Source organism: Geotalea uraniireducens Rf4 (assembly GCF_000016745.1).
GTDB classification, from domain to species: domain Bacteria; phylum Desulfobacterota; class Desulfuromonadia; order Geobacterales; family Geobacteraceae; genus Geotalea; species Geotalea uraniireducens.
The window spans coordinates 518,444-537,450 of the sequence record NC_009483.1 but is presented as its reverse complement, the minus strand read 5'-3'; the positions used below and the strand labels follow the sequence as shown (position 1 = coordinate 537,450).

General features: G+C 57.1%; 21 protein-coding genes. 8 read left to right on the top strand and 13 right to left on the bottom strand.

Annotation, left to right across the window (positions count from 1 at the left end; genetic code table 11):
- Nucleotides 1-18: 18 nt before the first annotated feature.
- Entirely contained in the window at nucleotides 19-2,586 is a 2,568-nt protein-coding gene (locus GURA_RS02410; protein WP_011937411.1) for a molybdopterin-dependent oxidoreductase, read from the bottom strand.
- A 10-nt stretch (nucleotides 2,587-2,596) separates the two neighbouring features.
- On the bottom strand, nucleotides 2,597-2,905 hold the full coding sequence (locus GURA_RS02405) for a cytochrome c3 family protein (protein ID WP_011937410.1): 309 nt from the start codon (nucleotides 2,903-2,905) through the stop codon (nucleotides 2,597-2,599).
- 282 nt (nucleotides 2,906-3,187) lie between these two features.
- Here GURA_RS02405 and GURA_RS02400 point away from each other — a divergent pair, with 282 nt between their 5' ends.
- From GURA_RS02400 to GURA_RS02370, 8 genes are all read left to right on the top strand, one after another.
- Nucleotides 3,188-3,529 (top strand): ArsR/SmtB family transcription factor, encoded by a 342-nt coding sequence (locus GURA_RS02400; RefSeq protein ID WP_011937409.1) that lies wholly within the window; start codon nucleotides 3,188-3,190, stop codon nucleotides 3,527-3,529.
- Between the two features lie 157 nt (nucleotides 3,530-3,686).
- Entirely contained in the window at nucleotides 3,687-4,739 is a 1,053-nt protein-coding gene (arsB, locus tag GURA_RS02395) for an ACR3 family arsenite efflux transporter (RefSeq protein ID WP_011937408.1), read from the top strand.
- Nucleotides 4,736-5,302 (top strand): sigma-70 family RNA polymerase sigma factor, encoded by a 567-nt coding sequence (locus tag GURA_RS02390; protein WP_011937407.1) that lies wholly within the window; start codon nucleotides 4,736-4,738, stop codon nucleotides 5,300-5,302. The genes arsB and GURA_RS02390 overlap by 4 nt, the downstream gene beginning before the upstream one ends.
- An 81-nt stretch (nucleotides 5,303-5,383) precedes the next feature.
- Entirely contained in the window at nucleotides 5,384-5,887 is a 504-nt protein-coding gene (locus GURA_RS02385) for a putative zinc-binding protein (protein WP_011937406.1), read from the top strand.
- 198 nt (nucleotides 5,888-6,085) lie between these two features.
- Nucleotides 6,086-6,241 (top strand): twin-arginine translocase TatA/TatE family subunit, encoded by a 156-nt coding sequence (locus tag GURA_RS24055; protein ID WP_157046270.1) that lies wholly within the window; start codon nucleotides 6,086-6,088, stop codon nucleotides 6,239-6,241.
- 19 nt (nucleotides 6,242-6,260) lie between these two features.
- Complete coding sequence (gene mobA / locus GURA_RS02380; RefSeq protein WP_011937405.1) at nucleotides 6,261-6,857, top strand: molybdenum cofactor guanylyltransferase; 597 nt, start codon at nucleotides 6,261-6,263, stop codon at nucleotides 6,855-6,857.
- On the top strand, nucleotides 6,854-7,357 hold the full coding sequence (gene mobB / locus GURA_RS02375; RefSeq protein ID WP_011937404.1) for a molybdopterin-guanine dinucleotide biosynthesis protein B: 504 nt from the start codon (nucleotides 6,854-6,856) through the stop codon (nucleotides 7,355-7,357). Before mobA ends, mobB begins: the two co-directional genes overlap by 4 nt.
- Before the next feature lie 95 nt (nucleotides 7,358-7,452).
- Nucleotides 7,453-8,667, top strand: coding sequence for a molybdopterin molybdotransferase MoeA (locus GURA_RS02370; protein ID WP_011937403.1), 1,215 nt, complete (start codon nucleotides 7,453-7,455; stop codon nucleotides 8,665-8,667).
- A gap of 72 nt (nucleotides 8,668-8,739) precedes the next feature.
- On the opposite strand, the gene GURA_RS02365 is transcribed toward GURA_RS02370, so the two are convergent.
- The 11 genes from GURA_RS02365 to extH all read right to left on the bottom strand — a co-directional run bounded on the left by GURA_RS02365 (nucleotide 8,740) and on the right by extH (nucleotide 18,932).
- Nucleotides 8,740-9,051: a protein-tyrosine phosphatase family protein gene (locus GURA_RS02365; RefSeq protein ID WP_011937402.1), complete on the bottom strand. Its 312-nt coding sequence runs from the start codon at nucleotides 9,049-9,051 to the stop codon at nucleotides 8,740-8,742.
- A 38-nt stretch (nucleotides 9,052-9,089) separates the two neighbouring features.
- Entirely contained in the window at nucleotides 9,090-9,896 is an 807-nt protein-coding gene (gene extS / locus GURA_RS02360; protein ID WP_157046111.1) for a selenite/tellurite reduction operon c-type cytochrome lipoprotein ExtS, read from the bottom strand.
- Nucleotides 9,872-10,288, bottom strand: a complete 417-nt coding sequence (gene extQ, locus GURA_RS02355) for a selenite/tellurite reduction operon b-type cytochrome membrane protein ExtQ (RefSeq protein ID WP_011937400.1) — start codon at nucleotides 10,286-10,288, stop codon at nucleotides 9,872-9,874. The genes extS and extQ overlap by 25 nt, the downstream gene beginning before the upstream one ends.
- Nucleotides 10,285-10,905 (bottom strand): cytochrome b N-terminal domain-containing protein, encoded by a 621-nt coding sequence (locus GURA_RS02350; RefSeq protein ID WP_011937399.1) that lies wholly within the window; start codon nucleotides 10,903-10,905, stop codon nucleotides 10,285-10,287. Before GURA_RS02350 ends, extQ begins: the two co-directional genes overlap by 4 nt.
- Nucleotides 10,906-10,926: 21 nt before the next feature.
- Nucleotides 10,927-11,319, bottom strand: coding sequence for a QcrA and Rieske domain-containing protein (locus tag GURA_RS02345; protein WP_011937398.1), 393 nt, complete (start codon nucleotides 11,317-11,319; stop codon nucleotides 10,927-10,929).
- Nucleotides 11,274-12,524: a selenite/tellurite reduction operon b-type cytochrome iron-sulfur cluster-binding subunit ExtO gene (extO, locus tag GURA_RS02340; protein ID WP_041245226.1), complete on the bottom strand. Its 1,251-nt coding sequence runs from the start codon at nucleotides 12,522-12,524 to the stop codon at nucleotides 11,274-11,276. The genes GURA_RS02345 and extO overlap by 46 nt, the downstream gene beginning before the upstream one ends.
- Nucleotides 12,478-14,340: a selenite/tellurite reduction operon c-type cytochrome ExtM gene (gene extM / locus GURA_RS02335; protein ID WP_011937396.1), complete on the bottom strand. Its 1,863-nt coding sequence runs from the start codon at nucleotides 14,338-14,340 to the stop codon at nucleotides 12,478-12,480. Before extM ends, extO begins: the two co-directional genes overlap by 47 nt.
- Before the next feature lie 155 nt (nucleotides 14,341-14,495).
- A complete protein-coding gene (gene extKL, locus GURA_RS02325) occupies nucleotides 14,496-15,851 on the bottom strand; it encodes a multiheme c-type cytochrome (seleno)protein ExtKL (RefSeq protein ID WP_407639327.1) in 1,356 nt (451 codons plus the stop codon).
- A 53-nt stretch (nucleotides 15,852-15,904) separates the two neighbouring features.
- A complete protein-coding gene (gene extJ / locus GURA_RS02320; RefSeq protein ID WP_011937393.1) occupies nucleotides 15,905-16,225 on the bottom strand; it encodes a selenite/tellurite reduction operon protein ExtJ in 321 nt (106 codons plus the stop codon).
- A gap of 48 nt (nucleotides 16,226-16,273) precedes the next feature.
- Nucleotides 16,274-17,479, bottom strand: a complete 1,206-nt coding sequence (gene extI, locus GURA_RS02315) for a selenite/tellurite reduction operon porin ExtI (RefSeq protein ID WP_011937392.1) — start codon at nucleotides 17,477-17,479, stop codon at nucleotides 16,274-16,276.
- Between the two features lie 76 nt (nucleotides 17,480-17,555).
- Nucleotides 17,556-18,932, bottom strand: coding sequence for a selenite/tellurite reduction operon rhodanese-like protein ExtH (gene extH, locus GURA_RS02310; protein ID WP_011937391.1), 1,377 nt, complete (start codon nucleotides 18,930-18,932; stop codon nucleotides 17,556-17,558).
- Nucleotides 18,933-19,007: the final 75 nt, after the last annotated feature.

Below are 19,007 nucleotides of genomic sequence, written 5' to 3'. Positions count from 1 at the left end.
TCAGTAATCCCCCCTTTCTCAAACTTTTTCGATCTTGACGCCGGTGAAACCGCCGTTACGTGCCGTTGCACCGCTCAGGCGGTCATAATCATCAACCAGAAGTTCATTGTTGTTTCCGCCGCGCGGCTGTGCCTTGGCGTAGTCCTTGGCGGCAACGCGGCCGTAGGCCCAGTGTCCCTGACCGTAGCATTTGGCTATGGTGCCGGGACGGACACCTTCCCACAACTTGGCCTTGGTTACGATGGAGCCGGTAGTCGATGTCAGGCGAACGGTATCGCCGGTCTTGATGCCGAGTTTCTTGCCATCTATCGGGTTGATCTTGACCACGTCATCCCAGCTCTCGTCCCCCACGTCCACCTTCTTGAACTCCTGATACCAGACAGTGTTCTGGCTGCGCCCCTCGCGATTGAGTCGGGATTTGTAATCGATGAAGGTGAATGGATATTCCTTGTCGCTGCCGTGACGCTTGGGTGATTCGTAATGCGGCACAAAGGCCAGTTCGCCCTGGGCCTCGTAGCCACTGGACTTGAGGATGTCGTCGATGGTGGTGTTATGCTTCTTGGCATGTTCGCCAAGTGCTTTTTTCATGGTCTCGCTGTAAAACTCAAACTTCTTGGTTTCGGTCTTGAACTTACCCTCAAACTTCTTGGTTTCGGGGTTATCCTTGCCCCAGTTCTTCTTGTATTTATAGGTCTCCGAGTTGTAGATACCCTTCTTTTTAAAATCGGCCCAACCGGCGATCTGATCACCTTTTTGTTTCTCCTTGCCGTTCCAGACCTTTTGGGAAGATATCCTGGCGGCGATCTCGGCGAACTCAGAGGCGTTGGTCGGTTTCTTCTTGGTTTCAGGATCCTCGAAAGAGGCGTAGTAGTCGTAAAGGTTGGCAAAGCCTTTGGACTTCAACTTTTCAGCCAGGAGCCACATTACTTCAGTCTCCTCGGATTTTACCTGCCAAAGCGGCTTGGCCACCGGCTGCTGGATGGATATATGGCCGTGCAGATTAGCCATGTTGCCGATGATCGAAAGCTTTTCGGTTGGCGCAAAGGTGGCCGGCAGAATGATATCGGCGTACTGTGACATCTCGGAGGCGTTGGTCACCATATGGGCAAAGAACGGCATTTTTGCCATGGCCTTTTCCCAGCGCTGAGTGCCGGTGGCCGAGAAGACGAAGTTGCTCCAAGTGCTGATGAATACCTTGATTGCGTCCGGATTCTTGAGCAGGCCGTTGGCCACGTTGTTGGTAACCACGCCGCTGCCCGGCTTGGCGCTCATCATGGCCGGCATATCCTTGGCGCCGCGCCCGTCGATCTTCTTTCCATGGCCGTGATGCTCGGCCATTTCATCGATAAATGATTTCTTGATCTCGGGAAATTTCTCAACCGGAGCGCTGGAACTCTGGAACACGCCACCTTCGGTCTCGATGGAGCCGAGAATACCGTTCAGGGCGTAGACCGCCATGGCGGCGTAGGTGCCGCGCGGTGTCATGGCCACGCCGGGCCCCATCCAGACGGCACATGCGCTGCCGGCCTTGCCCATGGCGCGGGCCACACGAATAATCTGCTCCTCGGGTATCAGGGTTTTTTTGGCGGCCCAGGACGGGGTTTTGTCTTTCAGTTCGATGTTCCAGTACTTGACGATACCGTGGGTCTGTTTCTCCACAAAGGCAGCTTCATCGACCGTGGCGCCGGCCTTGAAGAGGTTTTTACCCTCTTTGAAATCGCCGACAAACTCCTTGCTCCAGAAGCCTTCTGTAAGCAGCACATGGGCTATGCCTGCGGCCAGAGCACCGTCCTCTCCCGGCTTGATCGGCAGCCATTCGTTGGCTTTGGCGACCGAGGCGCTCATACGGGGATCGACAGCAATCAACGTACCGCGGTCAAGGATTCCGTTGAACTTGGCGATGGCGTTGGGCACCTGACGATTGGAAGAGAGCGGGTCACAGCCCCACACCACCAGACACTTGGTCTTGGCCAGGTCGTAGTCACGGTAGCCAAAGAAGCCCTGGGTGTAGCCTGGGCCCATCTTCTCCGCCTCGGCGCAGATGGCGCTGTGGGAGTAGTAGTTGGGAGTACCGAAGATCTTGGGCAGGGTGCCGTAGAGCAGGTCGGTGGAGGTAGAAGAGTAGCGGCCGCGCATGTACATCAGCTTCTCCGGCTCGTTGTTCTTGCGCAGTTCCATCATCTTGTCGGCCAGGGTATCCAGGGCCTCGTCCCAGCTGATGGGAACAAATTTGGGATCAACGCCGCGCCCCTTCTGGGGGTTGGTACGCTTCATCGGAACCTTAATCCGGTCCGGGTCATAGGTCTGCGGGATCATCAGGTGACCGCTGGGGCAGACGTAACCGCCATTGGCCTTGGAAAATTGGTTGCCGCGCACCTTGTCGATGCGACCTTCTTGGACAAAAAACTCCACCGGGCACCAGGCGGTGCAGCCCTGGCAGGTGGAGGCAATCCATTCGCCTTTCATAGAGCCTGTGGCGGCAGGGGCTTGCCCGGCTGCAAAGGCGTTCAGCTTCGGCAGGCCAATGGCCGCCACCGCGCCGGCGGCAGCGGTTACCTTCAGAAAATCTCTACGTTTGATTTCCATTCCGTTCCTCCTATTTTTTATGGCACTTGACGCAATCGCCCTTCACTGAAAACGCCTTCTTTCCGTTGTGACAGGCACCGCAGGACTTACCCTTCTGCATCTGCTTCATGGTGACCTTCCTGTGCTGGGCCTTGCTTAGATAGAGTCTGTCATGGCAGGCGGTGCATTCGAGGCCCGCCCCATCAACGTGCGAGTTGTGGCTGAAGACCACATCGCCCCCCTTGTTCTTCAGGGTGATGTCGCCTCCGCCGACCACGGCCAGTGCCGGCGTTGCCGCCATGGCCGTCAGAACTGCCGGCAAGACAAAAAACTTTTTCATTGCAATCCCTCCTTTTTTGATATCAGGAGCCTGTCGGGCTTAGGGAATCATAGCGAGAGGATGGAAAATAGAGGACAGATTTCCGGAAATTTGAGAGCGAATAGTGGACCTATTCGTCGAAAATTTACAGAGATATGGACCGATTTGCCATTCTCGCAGTAGATTCATTCCTAAGTCAGACAGGCTCATAGCTTCTATCGGCCCCAGACGGAAAAAATGAAGCCTTACAACGCCGTAACAAAACCCCTTGACCATATCCTTTTATGCGGATATATTTAAGCCATGAAAAATACTGCACGGATATTCAAAGCCCTGGCCGACGAAACCCGCCTTCGCATCCTGGCCCTCCTCCTGCACGAGGGGGAGCTGTGCGTCTGCGACATCATGGCCGCCCTTCAGCTTCCCCAGTCCACCGCCTCCCGGCACCTGGCCTATCTGAAAAATGCCGGCTGGGTGGAGGACCGCCGCATGGGGGTCTGGATGTACTATTCCGTCGCTGCCGAGCGGGGCGCCATTCAGAAGGAGCTGGCCGAACTGCTCAGGCAGCGCCTGCCCGAGCTCTGCACTGCCGATGAAGACCTGAAGAGGCTTGTTTCCTTTTCCCACAGAAGCAACTGCGCCTAAAAATTTTTGTCCAAATATATCCGCACAAGCGGATAAGTCAAGAGATTTAATGAATCATGGCCAAAAAAGTCCTGTTCCTCTGCACCCATAACTCACAGGGCAGACACGCGGGTCTGCCCCTGCGGACATACAATTTAGAATAAGGAGACATAGGATCATGTCTGAAGGCATCTCAAAAAAACTCTCTTTCCTCGACCGTTGGCTCACATTCTGGATCTTCGCCGCCATGGCGCTGGGAGTCGGGCTCGGCTGGTTCGTCCCCGGCGTGGAAACATTCATCAACCGCTTCCAGGTCGGGACCACCAATATCCCCATAGCCGCCGGGCTGATCCTCATGATGTATCCCCCCTTCGCCAAGGTGAAATACGAGGAGATGCCGGAGGTGTTCCGCAACAAGCAAGTGCTGGGGCTGTCGCTCGTCCAGAACTGGCTGATCGGTCCGGCACTCATGTTCATCCTCGCCATAGTCTTCCTCCCCGACAAGCCGGAGTACATGGTCGGCCTTATCATGATCGGCCTCGCCCGCTGCATCGCCATGGTCATCGTCTGGAACGAACTGGCCAAGGGAAACACCGAGTACGCCGCCGGACTCGTCGCCTTCAACAGCATTTTCCAGGTCCTCTTCTACAGCGTCTACGCCTGGTTCTTCATCACGGTCCTCCCGCCCCTCTTCGGCCTTTCCGGAAGCCTCGTGGAGGTGAGCATTCGCCAAATCGCCGAAAGCGTCTTCATCTACCTGGGCATCCCCTGCATCGCCGGGGCGCTGACGCGGCTCATCGGCGTCAAGACAATGGGCGTGGAGCGCTACCACAGGGAGGTGGTGCCGCGGATCGGCCCCATCACCCTGATCGCCCTCCTCTTCACCATCGTCGTCATGTTCAGCCTCAAGGGGAACCTCATCGTGCAACTGCCGCTGGACGTGGTGCGGATCGCCATCCCGATGTTGATCTACTTTGTGCTGATGTTCCTGGTCTCTTTCTGGATGGGAAAGCGGTTGGGCGCCGACTACTCCAAGACCACGACCCTGGCCTTTACCGCCGCCAGCAACAACTTCGAGTTGGCCATAGCCGTTGCGGTGGCGGTGTTCGGCCTCAACTCCGGCGCCGCCTTCGCCGCAGTCATCGGCCCGCTGGTGGAGGTGCCGGTGATGATCGGACTGGTCAACGTGGCCTTCTGGTTCCAGCGACGGTGGTTTGGAGGCATGGCTTGAAAAACTTCGACACCGTTTACCGGGAATTCCAGCCGAAGATCCACCGGTATATCTCCCATCTCTCTGGCGGGTCAGACGCTCTCGATCTCACCCAGGCCGTTTTCCTGAAAGTCAGCCAGTCGTTGGCCAACTTTCGCGGGGAATCATCACTGGCCACATGGATTTACCGCATAGCGACAAACACCGCCCATGACCATGCCCTCTCATCAGGGACAAAACAGCGCATAAACGAGCTCCCGTTCGATGATACGGCATCCGTAGATGATATTCCCGACCTCGACTCTCCGGGAGCTGACCGGGAATACATCCGCCACGAGATGAACGCCTGCATCCGCGGCATCGTTGACCAGTTGCCCGAGGACTACCGCGCCGCCCTTATCCTGAGCGAATTCGACGAATTCACAAACCAGGAGATTGCCGAAATTCTCGCGGTAAGTATCGACACGGTCAAGATACGGCTCCATCGCGCCCGCACCCGCTTACGAGAAGCAATGACGTGCCAGTGCGACTTATATCGGGATGAACGCAACGAACTCATGTGTGACCGGAAGGCCGGACAATAATTTCCGTAAAAGTGTATCCTTTTTCGCTCATCCGCCGTCTCTGGTATGTGAAGCAGTATATTCCACAGATGGAGGAAAACCATGAGTAACAAAGCTTGCTGCGGAAGCGGTAACGAAACAGGAACAGCGAACGGATATGAAGTGGCACGGATCGAAAAGGCGCGGAACAGCTGCCATCTCTGCGAGGATTTCGCGGATCGCCAGAAGGCAAAGCCGGTGGCGGTGATCTGTTGCGAAGGGGCATGCCTGCGGGGCGAGGTAGCCCGCCAGGCTGCCAACTTGCTCTGCCACTCACTCGCCCCGGAGAAAACGGTCAGAATCTGCCTGGGGGGAGCCTTCACCAAGGACACCGGCCAGCGGAAGCTGGTGCGCAGCGCGGCGAGACTGATTGCCCTGGAGGGGTGTTTCGTCAACTGTTCGTCGCGCATGATGAACGGCGTCATCGACGGGCTCAAGCCGGAAGTCATCATCGCCGACCGGCTCTACGAATTTGACCGGAAGCTCTTCGGTGTCGATGAAATGCCCCCCGAGCAGATCCAGGCCCATGCCCGCACTGTGGCGCTGAAGATTGCCGACAGCCTGTGAGCTGTGACGGCAGCAAAACCAGAGGCGCAGGCGCAAAGAAGATCAACGGCTTGTTTTTTGAGCTTTTTCTCTGCGTCTGCGTCTTCGTGTTAAAACAACCGGGGCGGAAACGTCCGTTGAATCCGGCAGACACTACAGGGCCGGAGTGAGGAGAGAACGAACTCACAGCCGGTTCGCGCCGAGAACGTCAAACGTTAAATTTGTTGCCTGTCGTTATGCGATTTTGCTATAACCAACGGCAAACTCCCCCAACTGGGGGCTTCACTCGGCGGCGCCATCAGGAGCTTCAAGAAGGCCGCTGAAGAAGAGCCCAAGCTTGCAAATCCCAAAGAAGTCGAGAAGAAGGATCAATAGGAGCTGACATAGTACTGCCATGCACGAAAATCCGGAACAAGACATAACCGGGGTTATCCTGGTCGGCGGGAAGAGCCGCCGCATGGGGAAGGACAAGGCATTTCTGGAAGTTGCCGGCAAGCCGCTCTTCGAGAGGGTACTGGAGGTGTTCAGGGAGAGTTTCGCACAGGTCGTTCTGGTGGGGAACCGTGAGGAACGCTTTGCCGATTACGGCCTCCCGGTTTTGCCGGACATCTACCACGGCAGCTCCCTGGGGGGACTCTATACCGGCCTCCATAACGCAGCGACGGAGTACGTTTTCGTTTCCTCCTGCGACCTTCCCTTTCCGAGCGCAGAGGTTCTTCGCTACCTCTGCTCCCTCAGAAACGGCTACGATGCGGTTGTGCCAACCACCGCCAACGGTTACGAGCCGCTCTTCGCGCTTTACGCGAAAAGCTGTCTCGGGCCGATCAAGAGGCTTCTGGATAGCGGCGACTTCTGCGCCTACGCCTATTATCCGCAGGTCCGGGTCAGGTATGTGGCGTATGAAGAACTTGCCCGGTTCGACAGGGACGGAAGGGCTTTTCTGAACATCAACACCCCGGAGGAATTTGCAAAAATAGGAGGAAATCTATGACGGTAAAGGCGGTTTCATTCGTGGCGAAGTCCGGCACAGGCAAGACGACCCTGCTGGAAAAGGTCATCGGCCACCTGAAAGAGCGTGGATACAAGGTGGGAGTCGTCAAGCACGATGCCCATCGCTTCGACATCGACCACCCGGGAAAAGACAGCCACCGTCTGACCGCGGCCGGGGCCGATACCATGCTGATCTCCTCGCCGGAGAAGCTGGCCTTGGTGAAGAAACATGCCGCGTCACCGCCCATCGAGGAACTCCTCTCGACCTATTTCTCCGATGTGGATATCGTCCTGACCGAGGGGTTCAAGAAGAGCTCCATGCCGAAGATCGAGCTCAACCGTCAGGAGAGAAGCACGACGCTGCTCTGCCGGGGGGAGGAGCACGACCCGTCCCTGGTGGCGGTGGCCAGCGACGGGAAGCTTGAACTGGACGTGCCGGTGCTTGACCTCAACGACGCCGACATGGTTGCCGACTTCATCGAGACGAAATTCCTGATGTAGGGGCGGACTGCGCCCGCCACAGATTGGGTGCGGCAAGCCGAGCCCTTACCATTCAGATATTCAGCCACCGAATCAATATAGGAGAAATCGCACCCATGGTCAGCATCGAGGAAGCGCAACGGACCATCCTGGAATATATCACTCCCTTGGAAACGGAAAAGGTTTCCGTGTTCCAGGGGCTGAACAGGGTCACCCCGGAGGACCACATCGCCCCGTGGGACATCCCGGCGGCCGACAACTCCGCCATGGATGGATTCGCATTCTCCCATGCAGCGCTTAACGACAATCGTCTGAAGGTCACCGGCTTCCTGCCGGCGGGAGAGGTGCGCACCGCCCCGGTGCCGCCCGGAGAGGCGATCAGGATCATGACCGGCGCCCCGGTCCCGGCCGGTTGCGACACGGTAGTCCCCATCGAGGATGTGGAGGAGGATGGCGAATGGATCCGCCTCGCTTCGACGGTCAAGGCAGGATCACACGTACGCAAGCGGGGGGAGGACATCCGGCACGGCAATGTCGTTATCCCTGCCGGTGCTACTATCAGGCCCCAGGAAATCGGCATGCTCTCTGCCATGGGCACAACGTCACTTGCCGTTTACCGCCGTGCGCGTGTCGCCATCCTGGCCACGGGTGATGAGCTCCTGGAACCCGGCTCGACACCAGCGCCGGGCAAGATCATCAACAGCAACAGCTACAGCCTGGCCGCCCAGGTGCTGGATGCAGGAGGCGATCCGGTACTCCTGGGAATCGCCCCGGACACCCTCGATGCTACCTGCGACAAGATCAGGGCCGGCCTGAACGCGGATATTCTGGTAATCACCGGCGGCGTCTCGGTCGGAGACCGGGATTTCGTCAAGGTGGCGATCGAGGAACTGGGCGGCAGCGTCACCTTCTGGAAGGTCAACATGAAACCGGGGAAGCCTTTGGCATTCGCCATGCTGCAGGGGAAGCCGGTCTTCGCCCTGCCTGGCAATCCGGTTGCCGCCATGGTCTCGTTCGAGCTGTTCGTGCGGCCGTCAATCCTCAAGTCCATGGGGCATCGACGGATATTCCGGCCGGTGGTCAAGGCGGTCCTGCAGGAACCGGCAACAAACAAAGGGATGCGCCCCCACCTGGTCCGGGGAATCGTCTCGGTACATGATGGCCGCTATCACGTCTCGACCACCGGCAATCAAAGCTCGGGCCGCCTCTCCTCGCTGATCCAGGGTAACGGCCTGATACGCCTGGCTCCGGAAGCGCTGCATGCCGAGGGAGACAAAGTGGAAGTCCTTCTGCTGGACCGGGGATTCGAGATGGGGGAAGCCGTGCAATGACTCGTGTTGATCCCCATGGGAGAAGGATCAACTACCTCCGGCTCTCAGTGACCGTCCGCTGCAACCTACGCTTCACTGGTCAAGGGGTGGTGCCCACTCGATGGTGATCCCATGCTTTTTTGAGTCGGGCGATCGCTCTTTCCGACCCTCCTTATCTGCACCGGTCCGCGTATCCGGCAACTCCTTTGCCCTGGTTTCAGGTAGTGGCACGGGAATCTTGAGATAGCCTATATCCTTCACCTCGTCACTTGGCTCATCCATGGCAACATTTTGCACCTTGCCGGAGCGGTACGTTATGACCATTGTGTCGGCAGATGCGACCGCGACACCTGAAAGATAGCAGATGATCAGCACATTAGTTGCGCAGGTTGTTTTTATTTTCATTGATCACCTCGCCGCATGTAATGGTAGAATTCGTCAATTTAATGCTCGGTTTTTACCGCAAGAATGGCTAGGAGCTGCTCAAACTCGTCTTTTTTTAGAGGAATCGGCCGCATCTGACTGTTCTTGCTAATTTTCCTGGGATTCTCCAGCCATTTTTTCAGGATATCCGCTGTCCACCTGCCGTTGTCTTTTAAGGTCGCGGGGTAGTGCTCGGAAAAGAGTCCGGACAGATTGGGTCCCATGTCGCCCTTGCCCAGAGCCCCGAATGCTTCGGTCAGAATTTTATGGCAGGGGCCGCACTGTTTCTCGAAGACGTTATCCGTGTGCCGCTTCATGTCTTCAAAATGCACGACCTGCGGTGTTTCGCCCCCACTGCGCCCCGCCTTTACCGCTCCCGCCAGAATTGCATTCACCAGATCGGTTATCTGCCGGTCGTCAAAACTGAAGTCAGGCATGAACAGAGCCTGCGATTTTATTGCTTCGAAAATTTTCTGCGGGGTGGTATTCATCGGCAACCTGTCGAGATTGCTCGCCAGACGGTTTCCCTTGCCCGCCGAGGTATGACAACGCCGACAGGCGAAACTCACCAGGAGTTTTTCCCCTCGCTGCAACGGCTGCGACCCCGCAATGGCAAACCAGGAAAATCGCGCCTGGATCAGGTCGCGGTGGGCGATGGCAAGACGGTCGGATCTCCCGTCACCCCGGTGACAACCGATGCAGGTGCCGCGTCCCGTATAATGCGGCTTATGGCACCGAAGGCACGCCACCCTGCCCGCAAAGGCTTCGGCAGCGGGGAGGAGCAGCAAACAGGCGATGATCATCAGAACGGCAGGACGAACGCCCAATTTTCACCTCGAAAGAACATGGCAATGACCGTCAGCGCGCTAATGGCAGTAAAGACTAACAGCGCAGCAACGTTTACGGGCAAGCGATCCCTTTGCAGCCACGCCGCGTGCTCGATGCTTCCCCGCCTCGTCAGCCAGGGAAGCAGGATGCAAGCGGCTGCCAGGGCGAGCACGGCATAAATGAGGTACTTCGAATAACTTACCAGTTCCTGTATCCAGAGAAGAAACCAGGCGGATTTGACCGGATTCGGCACCCGGCCGATGTTGGCCGGTTCCTGCAGCGGCGCCGGAATGAACGCGGCAAGGATAAGCAGCACTAAGATCAGGAGCGTCATGGCGATTTTGATCCGGCGAAAAAAGTACGGAGAACTTCTGACGTAGCCTCGCATCATAGGTAGGGTAAAACCCCCTTGTTTTTTCTGATTCGGTAGAAGTGCAGAAAACTGAGCAGCAGCACGCCCAGCGGAACAAGCATGATATGCAGTACATAAAAACGTAAAAGCGACATCGGCTGTCCCACACCGTCGGGTACCAGGATGCCGCGCACGAAAGAGCCCATAGGCACCGTGGCGGCCAACTCCATGCCGGTTTGGGTGGCCCATAGGGCAAGCTGATCCATCGGGAGCAAATACCCGGTATAAGCCTCGAATATGGCCAGTAGCAAAAGTCCGCACCCGAGAACCCAGTTCCACTCCCGGGGCTTTTGATAGGCGCCGGTCAGGACGACCCGCAGGGTATGGAGAAGAATGAGCACCAGGAAGAAATGGGAGGCAAGCCGGTGGAGGCTGCGCAGGTAGCGGCCGCCCCAGATGGACGATTCAAGAAAGAGAATCGAGCTGAAGGCCTTTTCCGGCGACGCCTGGTAATAGAAAAGGAGCAGCCCCCCGGAAGCCGCCAACAGCATGAAGGAGGTAAAGGCCAACCCGCCCAGACAGAAGGTATAGGAAACCGTCAGGTTCTTTCTCGGCACGACCCGGGGAAAGAGATGCATCAGAAACTCGTTAATCAAGCGGACCTCCGGAGCTGTCCATCAGACGACCACCTCGAAATAATCACCCCGTTCTTCGACACGATAGCGCAGCAGCGGCCGATCCGCAGGCCCTTTCAGGACACGCCCCTGCCGGTCGAAACTGCTGCCGTGACAGGGGCAGACCAGCTCCGTCGGCGTGACATTGACCGTGCAGCCAAGGTGGGTGCAGACCAGGTTCAGGGCATAGACGACATCCCCCTCGCGCATTACCGCCACCCTCGCCTCCTTGTAGACCAGCGCCCCATGGACCGGCAAGTCGGCCTTTGCCGCGCGGAGCAGCGTCTTCTTCTGCCGGACGCGGGGAGTGAGGAACCTGCCGAGGGAAAAGAGTCCCGCCAGCGACAGGATCAGGGTTGCGATGAATTTTCGACGTGATTGACCAGCTTCTGCCATTTTTCTATGTACGCTTTCTGGTAGGCCGGGCTCTTTTTCGTCAGCTGCAGATACCGTGAAACGGGAAGAAAATCACCATTCGTTACCTTTTGACCGGTTCTGTCCCAGAAGGACGGCAGCGTCATGCCGTCGGCCTGCAACTGGTAGATCCTGTCCTCATGCCTCTCCATGATAAAGCGGCGGGGGTTATCGTGGCACCCCTCGCACATGACCGTTCCGCGGCGGATCGTATGGGGGAAAAACGCCTTCCACTCAGCCGCCAGCAGGCGGTTCTCCGTCCCGACCGGCCGGTCGTTCCTGATGTCGGTAAAATAGAACACAAACTCCGGCCGGATCGGGCTGACCTTGCCGCGAGCATTAATACCGAGCGGCGGAGCGTCCTGCTTGCGCAGGTAGGCGCTTTTCACATAATTGCCCTCGTTGTTCCGGACCCGATAATAATCCTGCGACGGGCTCTCCGCAAATCGGAGATAGAACGTCCCGTATTCCTGCGGGGTCCAGGCAGAGTGACAGGCAAAGCACTCCATCTTTTCCAGATGGGCGCTGATCCGGTGTTCAATGACCTTTTTGTTCACCTTGTGACAGTCAACGCACTTTTTTGACGACTTGTAACCCGCAACAAGACTTCGCATGGAATGGCAGGCGCCACATTTCACCCCCCCCTCCGCGTGGACGTCGGGGGTCATTTTCAGGTATGTTTCGCCGTAGGCAACCGCCCCCCGCTGATAGCGGAGGCTGTCCTCCCGCGGGGCCATGCCGTAGTAATCGGTTCCAACAAAATACCCCTTGTGGCAGGTGAAACAGCTCCGGTCCGTTGCCCTGGCAATGTCGTGGCCGTTTCCCCCATGGCAGTCGGTGCAGCTACGCAGGTGACAGGAGTTGCAGTTGTTCCGGAAAAATGCCGGATCGATCGTGCCGATTGTCCGATCGACAAAGAGCTTTTCACTTTTTCTCGTAGCCATGGCGTGATCGAACAGCACTTCATACCCCCGGTGGCAGCCGACGCAACCGGCAGCACGGTTCGCTGCAGCTGCCGGATTGCCGAGGGTCTTGATCTCATCCCCGTGGCAGGAAAGGCACGACAGTGAGGCATGGATACCTTTGAGGGTCACCCGGTGACAGACCGTGCAGTTTTCACCGGCGCTGCCGTTTGCCGCGTTAGCGGTCAGAAAGCAGACGGCGATGCAGAGCATCATTAAGCGCACGATAGTTGAGTTCCTTTCGGTAAATTGGATCCTTTGCCTTGTCATGGCAAACGATGCAGATATTGACCGCCAGGGTCCGCCGCACTTCTTTTCCGTTCAGCGGCCGGGAATGTTCCCGGGTTATGGCGGAGTACGCCCGCACCTTCCCCTCTTGCAGGGTGAGGTAGCCATCAAGAGGCTTGTCCGCTGATTGCTCGCAGATCAGCGTGCCGTAGATGCCGGCGCCTGCCACGACATGCTGGCCGAATCCGAGAAATGCCGGATTGCCGTGGCACTCACTACAGCCGATAGCTTTCTTGCCGGTGTTGTGGGAATAAAACGGGGCGAAGCGCAACTGTTGCTTCCCTTTGTAGCGCGCCACGTATTCGTTCTTTGAGGTAGTGCCGTCCGCCTCGATAACGGTGATAAAGGTCTGGCAGCCGGGGGTAACGGGAGATATCCGTCCCCGCTGATTCAGCGCCAGGGGGAAGGGATACAACATCCGGTAATCTTCCTTCTCGCTGAAGCGACCGGGGGTTTCCACCCCCTTGATAAAATCCATGCCGGTTTTGGTTTTGTCATAGGTGGTATGACAACCATAGCACTGGACCACGGTCCGCGAATGGCAGGCGTAACATTCCATTCGGCCGTGACCGACAATCGTATGCTCGGGGGTCCCGGTGATCACCTTGCTTTTGAACAGCTTTCCGCTCCGCTTGCCGAGGACATAGACAACGCCGTCCCGGTAAAAGACATTGGAGTAGGTGCGCCCTTTGGCAGTCACCAGCATTTTCATCGCCGGCCGCATCCGCATTCTATAGCTTTTAGACTCCCGCAGCGCCTCGCCGTTCTCCCTCGTTATTTCCCGGTAACGGGGAACTTTGGCCCCGCCATGGCAGTCCTCACAGCTGATCTCGGTCTGGAGATACATGTTCTCATAGGCATAGCCGTCCCCCATGACATCCCGCGATGTATGACAGTCAATACAGTCCATCCCCGCAGCGGCATGGACATCAGCGGCAATATGGGCGGCGTTGCGGGGGCCACTGAGCATAACCGGCCCGGGAAGACCGTTCTTTGTCGGCACCATTGAGTTGTTGCCGTCGTAGAGCCCCTCATAGGAAAGGGCGATCCGGCCACTCCGATTGTGGCAGCGGGAACAGGTCTTGTTATCGGGAAGCTTTTCCATTGCATGGCTGGCGGAATAGGGAGTTTTGCCTCTGACCGTCGCGTCCTTACCCTCGTAGGTTGCCGTATTGTTATATTGAAAATGACATGCGGCGCAGCCGGATGCATGACTGGCGCTGTACACATCGTCTGTTTCCTCGGCAACATGGCATTGCGAGCAGAACTTGCGATACAGTTCACCGGATAAATGGTCGAGTTCGGAAACCGGCTTCAACCGTTGCGGATTCCCTTTAGAATCGTAAACATCCCCTCCCTTGCTGCTGTAAAGCTGATTGTCCGCACCCTCCCAGGTGATCTGGGTGTTTTTGATCATCCCGGTAGCGGTGTACATAAGGTTTGCCTTGACCCTGCCCAGTTGATAGAGGTGACAAGCGCCACAGGTTTTGTCCCAGTATTGAGGCGCAGCAGGGTTTTTCGGCCCAAACATGGTGAGATGGGAAGCATTCTTGTTTTTTTCCTGAGGGTCGCCGCCATGACAGGAAATACAGTCAGGATGGCTTGTTGATACCTTTTCAATATGCTGATGGCACGATTCGCATGCGGTTGTTTTACCACTGCGCACACCACAGCCCGTAAGCGCAAGGAGTACAAGCAGAAACAGCCACAGGCGCCTCGCGGAAAAGCTCAATTTTGGGTTAGATGATCTCATGCTGCCCGGAAGTTGATACGTTAAAATTCTTCACCGTACTATAGTAAATATATTGTTTTTCGCCAATGTGTTTCATCTTGTGCCCGTAAAAAAAGACCGACGGTGGTGACCGTCGGTCATAACAATGAGGAGGTTATGGGTTAAGTAAGATTACCTTACTTGCCACCTTTACTGATGCTGACAGTCTTGCTGAATTCCCGCCACAGAAACGGGTCGGAGTTCGGCGTTCCGAAAGGCAGGTACCAGAGCTTCACTTCGATATCCAGATCGTAGGTCGTGGGCTTGTTGACAAACTTGCCGTCCATTTCCACCTCATCTATAGGGAACATGATATCGAAACGCTCATGGACAGTTTTGCCGGGCGGCAACCCCGTATCCTCGATGATGCCGCTTTTCTCGTAGGGGCCGCGCCCCATCCGGTCTCCCCGCCCCAGCTGCTGCGGTACCGGCATGTAGATCTTCTCCTGGTTGAACACTTCTTTGCCATCCTTCGTTTTTGCTATTACCGACAGAACCAGTCGGTTGGGGGTCGGTCAGCCGTCGGGGATGGAGTGGCCGGACCGGTTGATCATTTCCACCTTGACCACCGCTTTCGGTTTGATGTCTGCGCCGTCGCGCCAGTAATAACCGAATGTTTCGGCCTTGAAATCCACTGCCGCCTTGGCCATCGCCGGATCGCGGTATGCCTGGATGTTGTGGCCGAGCTTGCTCTTCTTCATGTGGCAGTCCTGGCAGCTCTCCTGCCCTATCTCGGACTTGTAGGCCCAAAGATAGCTGCCGTAACTCGTACAGCACTGGGTCGGCTCATCAAGCTCCAGGTTCGGCCCCATGCCGTGGCATTGGCCGCACTGGATCGCTTCACTCATGATGGGACTTACAGCCATCTTGGGAAACTTGTCCGAAGGATGGTCCCCATCCTTTGAGCCGTAGACCACCCCCGCCTTCGGGTAGCCGTCCTGCCATTTGTGGGTGATGGCATTGCGGTTGTGGCACACAAGACAGTTGATGCTGACGCTCTTGAGTTTTTCCTCTTCTTTCTTCGCCGCAGCCTTGTCTTTCTTCTTCAGGGCTCCCTTCCAGTTGTAGAGGGTGGTAACGAGCTCCTGGGCGACCGAATCCTCGGCATCAGCCAGTTGCGGCAGATGGCACTTGGCGCACCCCATCAGGTGCTCCACCTTGACGTCCTTCGGACTCTTAACCCCCGAATACGGCTCTTCCATCAGTCCGTTCTCGATGGTGGTCATTATGGTCATCGCCGTCCGTGCCGTGCCGTAGATCGAGCGCGAATGTATGGACTTCTGTGCTTCGTCATGCTTGTCCTGGTGGCATTCGATGCAGGAACTGGAGTCGTACATCTTCGCCAGTTCGGCAAGGGTCTTCGCCTTGCCCGATTTGGCGACAATGGTCTCCTCCCAGCCGATCCCCGCCTTGCCGCCGGCAAAAGCCTGCCCGACCAAAACAGCAGTGGCCGCCAGCAGAACCAGGACGCCGGTTACGCGTTGTTTCATCATGTTCCTCCCGTTAATGAATCAGACGCGGGGAGCAAAGCCCCCCGCACCGGGTATCAGCACCCCTGGAGCTCGTCGCCCGACGACTCGTTGACCGTGACGGCTGAGTCTGTCTTGATCGTCGCCGCCTTCTCCTTGCCGAACCGCAATACCATCTCCTTCCCCTTCACCTCGAGAACCTTGGGAGCCCCCCCCAAGGCGGAGACGTTGGCCCCCTTCTTCACCCACGAAGGGATATCCTGCTCGGCCGTTACCGTTACCTTCGTGCCGTCGATCTTGGTCACCTTGCCGGTGAAGGATGCGTTCGCCGCCAGGGCAACTGCCGCCAGCGCTACCGTCGCCAAGAACACGGATATCGTTGTCATCAGCTTCTTCATTTCTGCCTGCCTCCTTGTAGTCTGTTACGGCTTTTCACCGCTGTAGGGCTAGAAGATGAGCTGCAATTGGGTGACGAACGTCGTGAAATCCTTGCTCCTCACGCCGTTGACCGTCCCTTCCTTGTCGAAGGCAGTGTGTGCCGCCTCGAAGGTCAGCTTCAGGTTCTGGCCACGGAAATAGTAATTGGCGCCCCCCCCGTACCAGTCGACCTTCTGATCGAAAATGTTGTTGAGGCTGGCGAAACGCCACTTCTCGTAGCGGCCGAAAAACTGCAGCGGAAGGTTCGGGAGCATGTACCCCCCCTTCACGTACCAGCCGTTTTTCTGCCCGTTGAGGCCGATGGTTCCCGCGTCGGGATTGGCTCCTTTGTACGCATCATCCAGGTCCACATCTTCATAGGCAGCGGAAGCGGTGACTGTGCCGATTCCTTCAAGGGGATACTCGAAGAAACCATCAACCGTCCAGGCTTGGTAATCCTTCTTGTCCGTTCTGGCAACCGTATCGCCATAGGCTATCTCCGGTTCGAACTGATAGGCACCGCCGATGGTCAGAACCTTCTTCTTCCCCAAGTAGGTCCCCTTGTAGCCGTAATCGTTCTCGGGGTCGAGCAGCGTGACGTGGCCGCGGAAGGAGTAGCGGAAATTGGAACTGGGAGCGGTATCTCCAGACACGGCCTTGCGCCCTTCCATGGCATCGACGCGGTACTGGAAGATGTCATTGAACAGGTTGCCCCACACCGCTACCCCGGTGTCACGGGTGGTGGTGTAGGCGGTGCGGATGAAGAGCGACCGGTCGAGAGTCAGGGGCATCTCGCACGCTTCCAGGTTCTCGCGGGAGAGGTTGTACTTGAACTTGCCGGCGTTCACATGGAAACTGTCGTTCAGTTTGAAGCGCATCACCGCGTCGAGGAGCTGGAATTCCGTCCCCTGGTTGGTGCTGGCGACGCCGAGGGTGGTCACGTTCTGGTCTTCGGTGAATTCCGTCTGGACGTAGAGGCTCAGCATCTCGCCGTACTTGCCCATGAAGGCGAGCCGGTTGCGGCGGAAGTTGAAGTTGGTGGTGGTGTCGTCGTTGTTCTCGCCCGATCCGGTATCCCGGACCGTCATCTGTAACTGCCCCTTGTAGTCGATCTGCAAAGCACCTTCGTCGTTGGGGCCGAAGGTCATCCGCGGACCGGCGAAGGCCGTACCGGCAACCAGAAGCAAGCCGGCTGCCACTGTCGAAATTCGTACTGTCTTGGTGATTTTTATCATGCATTCGCTCCTTTGGTATCGAAATGCTCCCTGCCCCAGCTAAGCGGGCGGGGAGTGTCACTGCATCAGCAAGGCATCAGCAGCCGCCACCGCCACCGCCAACAGTAGCACCGCCACCGGAGGTGGATACCGGACTGCGATACGCCTTGTCCGCCTCTTCAGTCTGGTTGGCATTCACATCGGCGTGGGAGACCGGAGCAAGGCGAGAGGTAATGTCGATGACAGTCCGTAAAGTGTTGTCTTTGTTGTACGAGAGGATATTGGTGAGCGATACCGTCGACCAGGCCGATCCAACCGGCAGTTTGCCTCCCGCAATTATACCCGCGGTAGTGAGTTGATCGGAAGTTGCCATCAGCCCCCACTGCCCCCAGGAGCCGTCGTACCAAACGGCCTTTTTTGAGCCGTCATAGAAAGCGTAGCCGTCGATGGCGAAGAACAGCACCGTGGCAATGTTTCCTGAACGGCACATGACATAGGTGGTTGGCTTCTGGAGATCCAAACCGGCGATTACGTCGGAGATCGATTTAAATTTTCTCGTGGTCACATCACGCAGGTTGGAATAGGCATACCCCCTGCCGCCTTTCACCTGACCCTCGAAAACAACATCTTTTTTTAGTCCACCTACCGATTTTATTGTTGGTGGTGTTGTTGTCGTATCGTATGTTGGTCCTGTCAATGTTGTGTCAATAATGTCCTGAGTTTCACCGGGCACACCATCCGCACGGCCGTCAATGAAATCATACGTGGCCGTCCCCGCCTGGACAGCCTGAACCGCCTTGATCATGTCGGACAAGGTGGCCCGCAGGTCGTCGCGAACCCTGTTGGTATTATCGGGGGTCACGCAGTACGTGGAGCTCTTGATGCCGGGAACTATGGTGGTCATCGGCAGCCCCGCCGCCTTCCAAGCCTTGTTGCCGCCGTCGAGGACCTTCAGCCGCTCTTTCGGAAAGCCCCAGTAGCGGAACGTCGCATACCCGCGCGTGAGATTGTAGTGATTGTCCGCGTTCATCTCGGCCTCGGATGTCGTGAAAACGATGGTGGTGTTCTGGTCGATACCACAGCGCTGGATAAGCGCGTCCATCATCTTGCCGTCCGCCACCAGATCACCTGTGAGAGCCGGTCCCTCCACCCTTTGCACCGCAATATCCGTGGCGCGGTTTACGCTGATGGCACCGGGGATATGCTCACCGTTATAATTGTTGGTATTGGTGGTAACTTCAAGAATGACCACCCGGTCATACCCCCCCGCCTTGTTCACCAGCCCGGCATCCGCCCATCGCTTCAGGTCGGCCGCCTGAATCAGGGCGGTGGCGGTTTTTGTTGTCACCACTGCGGCCGAGGGATTGTCATACCCGCTCGTGCCGCAGCCCCACATGGCCAGCAAGGTTAGCGCGACAACGCCGCAGATGCCCGCCAGCACGATCCGCCCCTTTCTCCATACCTGTTTTGCCATACGACCTCCCTATTAATGAAATTTCCGTCCCGGACGAATCCGGCTGACGGCAGCATCTTGTGCAGCGCCGGTGAG